Origin of the sequence: Mucilaginibacter rubeus (genome assembly GCF_003286415.2) — a bacterium.
Taxonomy (GTDB): Bacteria; Bacteroidota; Bacteroidia; order Sphingobacteriales; family Sphingobacteriaceae; genus Mucilaginibacter; species Mucilaginibacter rubeus_A.
The window spans coordinates 4504562-4517839 of record NZ_CP043450.1 but is presented as its reverse complement, the minus strand read 5'-3'; the positions used below and the strand labels follow the sequence as shown (position 1 = coordinate 4517839).

Sequence of the window (13278 nt, the reverse complement as noted above, 5' to 3'; positions counted from 1 at the left end):
GCGTACTAAGTACACTATATACATATTTGCGGAACCACTAATACATTTAAATGGAAAGTAATACCCCACCAAATCCGGAGCTGATAACCAGTAAGTTGGTTGAAGTTGAGAACCTGATAGAGGAAGAAGAGGAGTTTCACCATCTTAACAACCCTGCCGATGGTATTAAGCCAGTAGTTAAAAAATACCTTGGTATACCTACCCGGGCTTCACAATCGGGGAATAAATTCTACTTTACTGATGGCGACGCCAAAGTTGAGGTAATAGTTGTAGCCGATGAAATTATCCGGGTACGGTTAGCGCCTCACGGCGTGTTTCTTGATGATTTTTCGTACGGTGTACCCAAGTTGCCTAATAAACATGTAGATTATAATTTGCATGAAGACGACAACGAGTTCAGGGTATCAACCTATAAAGTAAATTGCCATATCCGTAAAAAAGACTTTTTTATTTCTTTTTCGGATAGCAGCAACCATGTTACGAGCATGGATGCTGTGCCTATGCACTGGGAAGAAAACGTTCAGGACGGTGGCTACTATGTGTTTTGCACCAAAACCTGTGCAACCGACGAAAGCTTTTTTGGCCTGGGTGATAAACCTACCGAGTTTAACCTACGTGGCAAAAGGCTTAAAAACTGGAATACCGATGCTTACTCGTTCCAGTGGAACCAGGACCCCCTTTACCGTAGTATCCCTTTTTACATCAGCGTAAATGAGGGCATAGCACACGGGATCTTTTTTGACAATACATTTAAAGCGCAGTTTGACTTTGGAGCCGAAGACAGGACTAAAACAAGTTTCTGGGCAGATGGCGGCGAACTGCAATACTACTATATCCACGGCCCGCACATGATGGACGTGGTAAAAAGCTACCATACCTTAACCGGTACGCACCCCATGCCGCCGCTTTGGGCCTTGGGTTACCACCAATGCCGCTGGAGCTATTATCCGGAGGCTAAGGTGAGGAAGATAGCCAGAGGTTTCCGCGAAAACCAGATTCCTTGCGATGGTATCTACCTTGATATCGATTATATGGATGGTTACCGCTGCTTTACCTGGAACCGCAAGTACTTCCCCGATCCTAAAAAAATGATCAGTGAGCTTGCTGCCGATGGCTTTAAAACCGTGGTAATTATTGATCCGGGTATCCGTGTAGATGATAACTATTCGGTGTTTAAAGAAGGTAAGGAAAAGAAATATTTCTGCCGCCGTAGCGATGATTACTTTATGGAAGGCCACGTATGGCCGGGCCGTTGCCAGTTCCCCGATTTTACCAACCCCGAAGTTCGTGAATGGTGGGGCGGTTTGTTTGACGAACTGGTGCAGATGGGCGTTGCCGGTGTTTGGAACGATATGAACGAGCCTGCCGTATTTGGTGCAGGTACCTTCCCCGATGATGTGCGCCACCAGTATGATGGTTACCGCGGTTCACACCGTAAGGCACATAATATTTACGGCATGCAGATGGTGCGTTCAACCTATGAAGGTTTACGCAAAATCATGAAAAATAAACGCCCTTTTACCATTACAAGGGCAGGCTACTCTGGCGTACAGCGCTTTTCATCGGTGTGGACTGGCGATAATGTGGCCTCTTGGGAACACCTGAAATTGGGTAATATCCAGTGCCAGCGCTTATCTATATCAGGTATACCATTTTGCGGTACCGATATTGGCGGCTTTAGCGGCGAGCCTGATGGCGAACTGTTTACCCGCTGGATCCAGATGGGTACCTTCTCGCCGTTTATGCGTGCGCATTCAGCAGGTGATACCAAAGAGCGTGAACCATGGAGCTTTGGCGAACCGTTTACCGCTATCAACCGTAAATTTATTGAGTTACGTTACCGCCTCATCCCATACCTGTACTCCATATTCTGGGAGCATCACCGTTACGGTTTCCCTATTTTGAGGCCGATAGTAATGCACGAGCAGGATACGCAATTGAACCACTTCCGCCAGGATGAGTTTACTTATGGCGATAAGATTTTGGTTTGCCCGGTGATGGAACCTGGTCAGCTTAAGCGTAATGTTTACCTGCCAAAAGGAAAATGGTACAATTTCTGGACTTACGAGGTTGTTGACGGTGGTAAGGAGGTTTCGGTTGATACCCCGCTTGAAACCATGCCGCTGTTTGTAAAAGCAGGTTCGGTAATTCCCGAATACCCGGTAATGCAATACGTTGGTCAGAAGGAAATTGAAGAAGTAAAACTGAATATCTACTATACAGATTATGAAGTAAATTCATTCCTGTTTGAAGATTACGGCGAAACTTTTGCCTACGAGCAGGACATTTACCTCGAAAAGAAATTTGTGGTAAATGGAAGTTCAAGAGCCGTAACTATTGATCAGAGTATGGAAGGTTTGTATACCCCTCGTTACGATGGTTATCATTTTAACCTGATAGGCCTGCCATTTGCGCCAACTAAGATAACTGTTGATGGTAAGGATGTAAAAGAGTTTCAGGTAAATGAGGATAAAACTGTTGAGTTTAAATACACTAAAAACTTTAAACATATTGAAATAAGCAAGTAACCTGAGTTGAGGTTATCATTTGATAACGCCATTGCTGTAGTAATACATAGCAATGGCGTTTTTTTGTTTGCTCCCTCTCCACCACGTCATTGCGAGGTACGAAGCAATCGCGAACTGTACAGAGCGGATTGGCATGGCAGCTTCCTCTCCACCACGTCATTGCGAGGTACGAAGCAATCCCTAATATGCAGAGCCATCATAAAAAAATCTCTAATATTCCTATTATTGTATTATGGTTATGCATCGCGGTGGCTGTGTTTATATCGTCACAAACAAAACGCATTCAGTATTATATACCGGAGTAACATCAGATATTGTCGGCAGGATCTGGGATCATAAAAATAAAACTTATCCGCAAAGTTTCACTGCTAAATACAATTGTAGTAAACTGGTGTATTACATTTTCTATTCTCATATTGAAGAAGCAATAGCGGCAGAAAAAGCGATAAAGGGTGGAAGCAGGCAAATGAAAACCGATCTGGTTAATCAATTGAATCCCGAGTGGAAGGATCTATATGATGGTTTGTTAAATGAATAACCTACCTGGTCACTCTGTAAGTCGGGGATTGCTTCGTGCCTCACAATGACGTGGTGGAGAAGATTGCCGTCCGTCCGTAAACCTGTGTCACTATGCTTTTTGGACGGCGGTGGACAGTGGTCGAGCAAATCACCCTGTAAGTCGGGGATTGCTTCGTTCCTCGCAATGACGGTTTGGTGGTGAAGATTGTCGTCCGTCCGTAACACCGTGTCACTATGCTTTCTGGATGGAGGCGGAGAGTGGCCGAGCAAATCTCCCTGTACAGTTCGCGATTGCTTCGTGCCTCGCAATGACGGGGCGAAGATTAGAAGCAGGTTATCCAAAAATAAATCTCCAAAACCCTGCATAATATATTAATCCTGTTATATTTGATTGCATATAAACCAAACTCATTCCTGTGATTTGGGTTATCTATTAACACCCTAACAGGTTATCTATATCATGGCCAAAAAAACAACTCAAACCGAAAATCCCTTACCGGAAGCAAAACCCGTAAAGGAGACAAAAGCCGTCACTAAGGTCAAAGCCGATAAAGTAACGCCTGAAACAGGAAGTCCGGAGCCTAAAAAAGCAGCTAAAACTAAAGCCGTTGCCGCCGAAAAACCAGCTGCAACAGCTAAAGCAAAAACCGTTGCCACCGAAAAGCCTGCTGCAACAGCTAAAGCAAAAACCGTTGCTGCCGAAAAGCCTGCTGCTGTCAAAAAAGCTCCTACACCGGCAAAAGCCAAAGCAGTTAAAGCTGAGAAACCTGCAGAAACCACTCCCGTACAGCAGCCTGTAAAGCTTAAAGCTGTTGAAGCATATAGTCGTTTTACCGATTTTGACATCAGTTTATTTAAGTCGGGAAAGCATTATAAGCTGTATGAAAAACTGGGTTCGCATGTGGTGGAATACCAGGGTGTTGTTGGTACTTATTTTGCAGTTTGGGCTCCAAACGCGCAATATGTATCGGTAATAGGTAATTTCAACGGCTGGAACCGTGGTTCGCACAGTTTGAATGCCCGTTGGGATTCGTCGGGGATTTGGGAAGGTTTTATACCTAATATTGGTGTGGGCGAAACCTATAAATATTTTATTAATTCATCAAGCGGCGAAGACCTGGAAAAAAGCGATCCCTTTGCTTTGCGCTGGGAACTGCCGCCGCGTACAGCATCAATAGTTGCTGATACCTATTACGAGTGGAAAGACCAGGACTGGATGAAAAACCGCCAGGAGCATAACGGGCTGGATAAACCTTATTCGGTTTATGAGGTGCATTTAGGCTCGTGGGCACGCAACTGGGAAAGCCCCGATGAGTTTTTGACCTATACACAACTTGCCGAAAAAATGGTGCCTTACGTTAAGGAAATGGGCTTTACGCACGTGGAGTTTATGCCGATAATGGAGCACCCGTATTACCCAAGCTGGGGCTACCAGGTGAGTGGCTACTTTGCAGCTGCATCGCGCTATGGTACGCCACAGGAATTGATGTACCTGATTGAAGAGTTTCACAAAGCTGGTATTGGCGTGATACTGGATTGGGTGCCGTCGCATTTTCCGGGAGATATTCACGCGTTATACAGGTTTGACGGTACGCACCTTTATGAGCATGCTGATTCAAGAAAAGGTTTCCACCCCGATTGGAAATCATACATATTTAACTACGGTCGTAACGAGGTTAGGGCATTCCTGATCAGTAACGCCCTGTTTTGGCTCGATAGGTACCACGCCGATGGCTTGCGTGTAGATGCGGTAGCATCAATGCTGTACCTCGACTACTCCCGCAAGCATGGCGAGTGGGAAGCCAACATGTATGGCGGTAACGAAAACCTTGAAGCCATATCATTCCTGAAGGAATTTAATGAGGCGGTGTACAGCCATTTCCCATCGGCACAAACCATTGCCGAAGAGTCAACTTCGTTTACAGGCGTTAGTCGCCCGGTTTATTTGGGCGGATTGGGTTTTGGGATGAAGTGGATGATGGGCTGGATGCACGATACCATTGGCTACTTTAAAGAGGATCCGATACACCGGAAGTATCACCATAACGAAATTACTTTTAGCACGATATACGCCTTTACCGAAAACTTTATGCTGCCATTCTCGCACGACGAGGTAGTTTATGGTAAAGGCAGTATGCTGCGCAAAATGCCGGGCGATGAGTGGAGGCAATTTGCCAACCTGCGTTTGATGTACAGCTACATGTTTACCCATCCGGGTACCAAGCTGTTGTTTATGGGTGCCGAGTTTGGTCAGGGAGATGAATGGGATTTCAGCCGCTCGTTACAATGGCATGTGCTGCAGTATCCAAACCACCGGGGTATTAGCGAAACGGTTAAGGCGCTTAACCACCTGTACCGCGATGAACCTGCATTGTACGAAAAAGCATTTGCTTTTGATGGTTTTGAATGGGTTGATGGCGGCAATGCCAACGATTCGATACTGGTATACCGCCGTAAGGGGCATGACAGTAAAAACGACCTGATGATTGTGCTGAACATGACGCCGGTTATCCGCAGGGATTACCGCATAGGCGTACCTGCGGCAGGTAAATGGAAGGAAATATTTAACTCCGACCAGGAGAAATACTGGGGCAGCGGCATCATCAACTACGACGCGCTAAGTACCGAACCTGTTAAATGGCATGGAAAAGCGCAGTCAATCAAGATCACGATACCGCCATTGGCAGCAGTGGTGTTTAAGTTGTCGCCCGATGTACCTGCCAAATACGAATTGAAGAAATAGCGATATCCTTGTTATTCTCAAGCCTTACGAAGTTTTTAAAACTTCGTAAGGCTGTTATTTCCAGGTGAACAAGTTCAGAGCGATGTTGTTAAGTGTATAAATAATAATGAACCCCAAATTCAAATATCTTTATCTGATAGGCGGCATAGTAGCTACCATACTGCTTATTGTTCAAATTGTTACTACGTATCCTACGCCCAACACGGTAGGGATAATCCTTGGCGCATTGCCCGCTTTGGCTTTGTTTTACCTGTCGTACAAGGCATATCATGTTAAAAAGGATAATGAGTTGATGTGATTTTACTCCGCTGAAACTTCCCCCGATTTTTGCTTTGCTATTTTATCTTCGATCTGGGCTTTTAGCTCATACAGGTTGCATTGAAGGGTATTGGCCGAAATTGCGATAGGCGATCCGTAGTTTTTATAATTAAAGCCAAAGCTTTTCTTCTTAATTAGGTTTGTTTGCGCCGCTATATATTGCTCGGGATTTTTTAGGCAGATAATCAAAAATTGCTGGTTCATTACGCTGGAAACACTGACGCCGATAATATCGTCCCATGGAATTAAACCAATTGCTGCAGCACTTGAGTTATCATATAGGCCATCGTTATTAATAATCATCCCCGGTTTTTTATCGCCCAGTTTTTTCAGGAAGAAAAAGGCAGCAAACCCAAAAAAGATAATAGAAGCGATAGAGGCGCCATATTTAACCAAAGCGTTGTCAAAAACAGGATTGCCAATATGCGGCTGACGAATCAATAACCAAAGCCCAATGGCCACGAAAGCCGTCGACCCCAAAAGGCCTTTTATTATTTTGCTTTTACTTAAGGGAATTTCGATAGGGGCATTTGTTGTCATGATTGAGTTAGGTTGTTTGTGTTGAGATTGGCCTAATTGACACCAAGATAATACAGTTGCAGTTTATTATCAATGGTTTATAAACAATTACATTAGCTCTTTTATTGCGGTTTTGGCTTAATGGGATAGCAAATCCTCCATAGTCACAAGTTATCCATCCACAGGCAATCGCTCAAGACCTGCGCCAGAAAGTGAGTGAGTCTATTCCTCTTTGATCAGCAAAACAAATTGTCATTTCGAACGAACGGCTATGGGAATGTGTAGGAGGGTGAGGAGAAATCTTATACGCCTTGTTTAGCACATGCATGGCGTATAAGATTTCTCATTCGCCCCAGGGCCCGTTCTCCCTCGCTGCTCATTCGAAATGACATTTTATTTTAGCTTGTGATTTCGTATCAATACCTTATGTGATCAACATGCCCTGTATGTCGTCCGTCCGTCTACCTGTGTCCAAGTCGTCTTTAGATGTTATCATAAGCATCACAGCTTCTGAACATAATAAACTGCTTTAAAGCCTTAAACTCGCCCTTCATTATCCAGGCTTCGGCAAGTTGGGTAATGTCATCAAGCGCATCATTCAAGAGCTGGTTGTTAAAAACGCACTCACCAATTATAGCGCCGTCGGCGTTTTTGGAGATGTAAATTTTTAGCCAGTTGAATTTATTATCGGTTAAAAGAGGTTTAATTTTCTCCCTTAAAATTTCAAAAAGACATTTTCCATCCGGCATTTCTTCCCATTGTCCCTGTACCATCAAGTCGCCTAATTTAGGATGCCAAAGTACCTCCCGGTTGTTTGTTGTTATTAGCAAATCAACATCCGGATCATGTGTATCTGAAAAGCCCGCCATTATTGGCGAAAATGTACTATCAAGATAGTTATCTAACGCCGAATTTATCCTTTTATCAATCGTTTCGCCAAAACCAACAAGACATTCATATATCCCTTTTGGAAAGTATACAGGATGTATTGTTAAGACGTTAACCTGCATAATAAAGGGGTGAGCACCGTGAATATCAACAATCGCAGCGGCAATTTCTATTTCCGAATCAACTATTAATGCAAGATATTGCGGGTGCCGCTCGATCTGATAACCCATATTGAGTAACCGGCTTTCAAGTGCTTCTGTAAGATAACCATTGTATTCACTTTGCTGCATAGCAGGCTTTTCTTGCTGGGTTTGCGCAGTTGGTTGGATTGGTTCTGTCGGTTTTTTCTTAAAAAGGTCGAATAGCCCCATGGTAGCTTTTTGTAATTTCCGGTTTAGTTATAAGCTGTGAATAAGTTTCATAAAGATAATATAATTGATACAACCTATGAAGTGATGATGCCCGTCCGTCCGTAACACTGTGTCACTGCACTTTTAGACCATGGCGGCCATACATATCTTTTTGTCTGAACCGGGATTTGTGATGGATTTTTTGGATGAACAGGATTTTCTTTTCCTGTGTGTTAAAATCCATTAATCCTGTGAATCGTAAAAATCAAGGTTCAGACAATTTTGCGTTAGGGATAGGAGCGGATACCGGCCTTGTGATTAAGGCCTGTGCAGTATGAGCGAATAGCCCGCCCGTCAGCTGACGGGAACGCCCATATCCTTCACTACCACGTCATTGGGATGACGCTTTTTTTTTATTGCTTAAGGCACAAGTAGCCTCCGCTTTAGGCCCGCCTGTCATACTTGCGCCAGAGAAAAATAATAAATCCGAAATCGAACATCCGAAATCCGAAATCAAACTAACCCAATACCGCACAATCACTGTTCGAAAACGAACAGTTTCGTAGATTGTATTTTGATGTAAATAATTGATATTCAATAAATTAAAATTAAGGCATGCAATTGGCTGACTTTCAGGCATAAACCGTTACAATTATGCTTAAAAATTACCTGCTGGTTGCTTTCAGAAACCTATCTAAAAATAAAGCCTTCTCGGCTATCAATATAGTAGGATTGGCCATTGGTATGGCTGCATGCCTGCTCATATTGCAATACGTTAGCTTTGAACTGAGTTATGACAATTTCCATGTTAAAAAAGATCGTGTATTCCGCATTAACCAGGATAGGTACAACAACGGTAAGTTAAGTACCCAATGGGCAGGTGGTGCTTTTGCCCCGGGCAACGCCTTTAAAACCGAACTCCCGGAAATTGAGGAGTACGTAAAAATTGTAGGGGCGGGGCAAACCATTGCTACCCACAAGGAGCAGAAAATGGTGATCCAGAATGTGTACTACGTAAGCGATGCCTTTTTCAAAACGTTCAGCTTCCCGCTATTAAACGGCGACCCAAACACAGCACTAAAAGAGCCAAACACAGCGGTAATTACCCAACAAATTGCCGATAAGCTTTTTCATGGCGTAAACCCGGTTGGCCAAACCCTGTACATCAATACAGATAAGCCGCTTAAAATTACGGGCGTGATGAATAACATGCCTGCCAATACGCACATGAATTTTGATATCATGCAATCATATGCTACGCTGCTGAAAGAAAATCCGCCTAATAAAGATTATAACATTGATAATGCCTGGCTAAACGACGGCTGTACAACTTACCTGCTGCTAAAGCCTGGTGTTGATCCACGTAAGCTGGAGGCTAAGTTTATCCCGATTGTAAAAAAGGCTTATGATAAGTATCCGGGTTCGGGCGAGGGTGGCGTTTACACGCTGCAGCCGGTTAAGGATATCCACCTGTACTCTAACCGCATGCTGGAGTTTCAGCCCAATGGCGATGGCAAATCGGTGTACCTGCTGTTGGGTATCGCCATTTTTGTGATTGTTATTGCCTGGATCAATTATATTAACCTGGCTACTGCCCGTGGCATTGGTCGGGCTAAAGAGGTTGGCGTACGTAAAACCCTGGGCTCGGCAAAAGCGCAGCTCATTGCCCAGTTTATGTTGGAAGCCATGATGCTTAATGCCATGGCTATAGGGCTTGCGTTGCTCATCATTATGGCCTGCCTGCCTGCATTTGCCAGTATTTCGGGTATGCAGATGGGCTTTACGTTGTTTGCCAAACCGGCTTTCTGGCTGGCGGTGTTAGGCATATTTGTGCTGGGCTCATTCTTCAGTGGTTTTTATCCGGCACTGGTGCTATCGGCCTTCAGACCGGTTGAAATAATGAAGGGCAAGATCCTGGCATCTCCGGGCGGAGTAGTGTTGCGTAAGGGTATGGTGGTGTTCCAGTTTGCGGCATCTATATTTTTGCTGATAGGCTCACTTACCGTGTTCAAGCAGCTTAAATATATGCAGAGCCAAAAGTTAGGGGTAAGGATAGATCAGACTATTGTTATCAAAGCGCCGCTAACTAAGGTAGATTCGTTTTACCGCAGCATGAGCTCATTCAAGCACGAATGCCTGGCGCAAAGTGCCGTTAAAAGCGTAACGGTATCAACCTCAATCCCCGGTCAGCCGGTTGGCTGGAATGCCGGCGGGATCAAACTTGTAGGCTCTGATCAAAGTACCAGCAAGCAATACCGCATTATTGGTGCCGATTATGATTACCTCAACGCTTACAATATTAAACTGATTGCCGGTCGTAAGTTTTCAAAAGCGTTTGGCGATGAGCCGCACAAGGTGGTATTTACCAAAAAAGGGGTGGAGCAATTAGGCTTTAGCAAGCCTGCCGACGCCCTGGGCAAACGCATTGACTTTTGGGGACAGGTTTATGAGATAATAGGCGTAGCCGACAACTTCCACCAGCAATCGTTACATGATGCTTACGATTCCATGATCTTCCGTTGTATCCCGGATGTGCGGGGGCCGGTGTCGGTAAAGGTGAGCACCACCAATATGCCACAAACCATTGCCGACTTAAAGAAAACCTGGGCTGCCTTTTTCCCCGGCGATCAGTTTGATTATTTCTTTTTAGATCAGTTTTTTAACAAGCAATACCAAACCGACCAGCGCTTTGGGCAGGTGTTTGGCGTATTTACCGGCATAGCCATTTTTGTGGCTTGTTTAGGCTTGTTCGGCCTGGTATCGTACACCATTGTGCAGCGCACTAAGGAGATAGGTATCCGCAAGGTGCTGGGTGCTTCGGTAAATAGTATTTTGGGCTTGCTGTATAAAGATTTTGCCCTGCTGGTAGTGGTTTCCTTTGTAATATCGGCACCTATAGGCTGGTATGCCATTCACCAATGGTTGCAAACCTACGCCTTCAGGATGGATATTAACCCTTTCCTGTTTGTTATTCCATTTTTCCTGGTACTGCTGGTAGCCTTTGCAACGGTATCATTCCTGAGCGTAAAAGCAGCCTTAATGAACCCGGTAAAGAGTTTGAAAACGGAGTAGGGAGGGAAGTCAAGAGTCAAGAGGTCAGGATTTAAGAGGCAGGAATCAAGAGTCAGGAAGCAATCCCTTCACCACCACGTCATTGCGAGGTACGAAGCAATCGCACGGAGGCAGAGCGGCTAAGCAAATCCGCCCTGTACAGTTCGCGATTGCTTCGTGCCTCGCAATGACGGGTTTTATTGGGGTGTCCGTCCGTTCCCTTGTGTCCAATACCCAAAAAGAACCTAAGGACATGCAGGTCTTTTTGTCTGAACTCGAATTAAACGAATTATTGGAATTTATTGAATTTGCCAAGCATTCTGTAAGTTCATTAATTCCATGAATTCAGGCTCAGACAATTTTGCGTTAGGGATAGAAGCGGATACCGGCCTGTGGTTAAGGCCTGCAGGCGTATGAGCGGATAGCCCGGGCCGGAGGTAACGCCCATATTTTTCACCACGCCGTCATTGCGAGGTACGAAGCAATCGCACGGAAGCAGAGCGGCTATGCACCATCTCCCTGTACAGTTCGCGATTGCTTCGTGCCTCGCAATGACGTGGTGGCGGTTGGTTGATATTAAAACCAAACATTTACAATTGGCTGTTGGTTGGCTGTTTACACAGTATTAACTAATTGCGTTATTTGCTTTATGCCTGTTTTAACTGCACCCGAAAAAACTGTAATTCCAACCTTTGCCCTGCAACAAAAAGATGGGCAGGGCAACACCATGATTGATGTGCGCGAGGCTGGCGGGCAATGTGGCGAGTTTAAGCTCGACCCTGCCTTTCTGCAACCTCACCGTAAGGATTATTACCTGTTTGTACTGATTAAAAGCGGAGCTAACCGCCACTGGATAGATTTTGTACCCTATACTGTAAAGCCCGATACCTTTTATTTTACCGTACCGCAACAGGTACACCTTAAAGAGCACGCGGGCCCTACTGAGGGCCTGATGATGAGCTTTACCGACGAGTTTTTGCAGTTGGAAGATAACCGCATACTCAAGCAGCTCCCCATTATTCAAAACCCGGCTGCTGCTCACGAAATAAAGCTTAACCCTGCCGACCTGGTTTTTATTGAAGACACCATGCGCAAAATGCTGGTTGAGTTTAATGCCGATGGCACCTGGCGCAACCAAATGCTTACCTCGTGGTTGCGGGTACTGGTGATATACCTGAGCAGGCTGTACAGCGAGCAGTATAACGAAACCTGCGTTACTTTAAACTATTGCCTGCTTAAAAGCTTTCAGGCGCTTATTGGCGAGCATTATGCCACCCAGCACGATGTTGCCGCCTATGCAGAACAGTTGAACCTAACGCCCGGTCACCTAACTGATGTTATTAAACAGCAAAGCGGCAAAACGGCCATCACCCACATTCACGACAGGCTTATTGTTGAAGCCAAACGCCGCCTGCTGCACACCGGGCTATCGGTAAAGCAAATTGCCGATGAGCTTGGCTTTGAGGATTCGGCGTACTTTAACCGCTTTTTTAAACGCCTCACCAGTACCACACCCATAGCTTACAGAATGCAAATCCGGGAAATGTACAGTTAATGCCCTGCTATGTGCAGCGGTATAAATAGCTGCCCTCCATAGCTTTGTGTTATGGAAAAACAAACAGTATTAATAACCGGTGCCAACAAGGGTATCGGGTTGGAAAGTGCCCGTCAGCTGGCTAAGGCCGGTTACTACATTTACCTGGGCAGTCGTGATCAGGATAGGGGCCAAAAGGCTGTTGAGCAGCTTAAAGCCGAAGGGATAAACGATGTTGAACTATTGCTGATAGATGTTACCAGCGAGGCATCGGTACAAAAAGCTCATGATGAGCTGGCAGCTAAGATCAATCATCTGGATGTGCTGATCAATAACGCCGGCATCCCCGGTTCATTTCCGCAAAAGGCAGATACCGTAAGCGATGATACCATGAAAGAGGTTTTTGAAGTAAACTTTTTCGGCGTGATCCGCACGGTGCGTATCTTTATCGATCTGGTTAAAAAATCGCCAAACCCACGCATTGTGAACGTAACATCCGATCTGGGTTCGTTAACCTACCATAACGATCCTGAATGGGAGCATTATGAAATTAAATCTGCAGCGTATGGGCCGTCAAAAACAGCGCTTAACGCTTATACCGTTGCCCTGGCCTATGACCTTAAAGACCAGGTTAAAGTAAACATGGTAAACCCCGGCTACACCAATACCGAGTTTAACGGCAACCGCGGCCCCAAACCGGTAGAAGACGGCGCGGCACCAATAGTTAAATACGCCATGATAGGCACCGATGGCCCTACAGGTAAATTCTTCAGTGATTATGGCGAAAGCCCGTGGTAAGATTTGAGAGTCAAGAAGTCAGGAATCAAG

9 protein-coding genes are annotated in these 13278 nt (G+C 45.1%); 7 read left to right on the top strand and 2 right to left on the bottom strand.

Translation table 11 applies throughout. The features are described 5' to 3' along the window. The first annotated feature begins 50 nt into the window (after positions 1-50). The 4 genes from DEO27_RS17680 (at position 51) to DEO27_RS17665 (ending at position 6088) form a co-directional block, all read left to right on the top strand. Positions 51-2528 carry a glycoside hydrolase family 31 protein gene (locus tag DEO27_RS17680; RefSeq protein ID WP_112567506.1) on the top strand — a complete coding sequence of 826 codons (2478 nt, stop codon included), beginning with the start codon at positions 51-53 and terminating at the stop codon, positions 2526-2528. 232 nt (positions 2529-2760) lie between these two features. Continuing rightward, the gene (locus DEO27_RS17675; protein ID WP_317132967.1) at positions 2761-3066 is read left to right on the top strand and encodes a GIY-YIG nuclease family protein; all 306 of its coding nucleotides are present in this window, start codon (positions 2761-2763) and stop codon (positions 3064-3066) included. 441 nt (positions 3067-3507) lie between these two features. Beyond that, a complete protein-coding gene (gene glgB, locus DEO27_RS17670) occupies positions 3508-5790 on the top strand; it encodes a 1,4-alpha-glucan branching protein GlgB (RefSeq protein ID WP_112567508.1) in 2283 nt (760 codons plus the stop codon). A 106-nt stretch (positions 5791-5896) separates the two neighbouring features. Further along, positions 5897-6088: a hypothetical protein gene (locus DEO27_RS17665; protein ID WP_112567510.1), complete on the top strand. Its 192-nt coding sequence runs from the start codon at positions 5897-5899 to the stop codon at positions 6086-6088. A gap of 2 nt (positions 6089-6090) precedes the next feature. Here the strand turns inward: DEO27_RS17665 and DEO27_RS17660 are convergent, their stop codons facing one another. Next, positions 6091-6648 (bottom strand): STM3941 family protein, encoded by a 558-nt coding sequence (locus DEO27_RS17660; protein ID WP_112567512.1) that lies wholly within the window; start codon positions 6646-6648, stop codon positions 6091-6093. A 461-nt stretch (positions 6649-7109) separates the two neighbouring features. Next, the gene (locus DEO27_RS17655) at positions 7110-7886 is read right to left on the bottom strand and encodes a DUF6348 family protein (protein ID WP_112567515.1); all 777 of its coding nucleotides are present in this window, start codon (positions 7884-7886) and stop codon (positions 7110-7112) included. A gap of 633 nt (positions 7887-8519) precedes the next feature. Between DEO27_RS17655 and DEO27_RS17650 the strand changes: the two genes are divergently transcribed. The 3 genes from DEO27_RS17650 to DEO27_RS17640 all read left to right on the top strand — a co-directional run bounded on the left by DEO27_RS17650 (position 8520) and on the right by DEO27_RS17640 (position 13248). After that, positions 8520-10937, top strand: a complete 2418-nt coding sequence (locus DEO27_RS17650) for an ABC transporter permease (RefSeq protein WP_112567517.1) — start codon at positions 8520-8522, stop codon at positions 10935-10937. A 628-nt stretch (positions 10938-11565) separates the two neighbouring features. Next, entirely contained in the window at positions 11566-12471 is a 906-nt protein-coding gene (locus tag DEO27_RS17645) for a helix-turn-helix domain-containing protein (RefSeq protein WP_112567519.1), read from the top strand. Positions 12472-12522: 51 nt separating this feature from the next. Then, entirely contained in the window at positions 12523-13248 is a 726-nt protein-coding gene (locus DEO27_RS17640) for an SDR family oxidoreductase (protein ID WP_112567521.1), read from the top strand. The last annotated feature ends 30 nt before the right edge of the window (positions 13249-13278 follow it).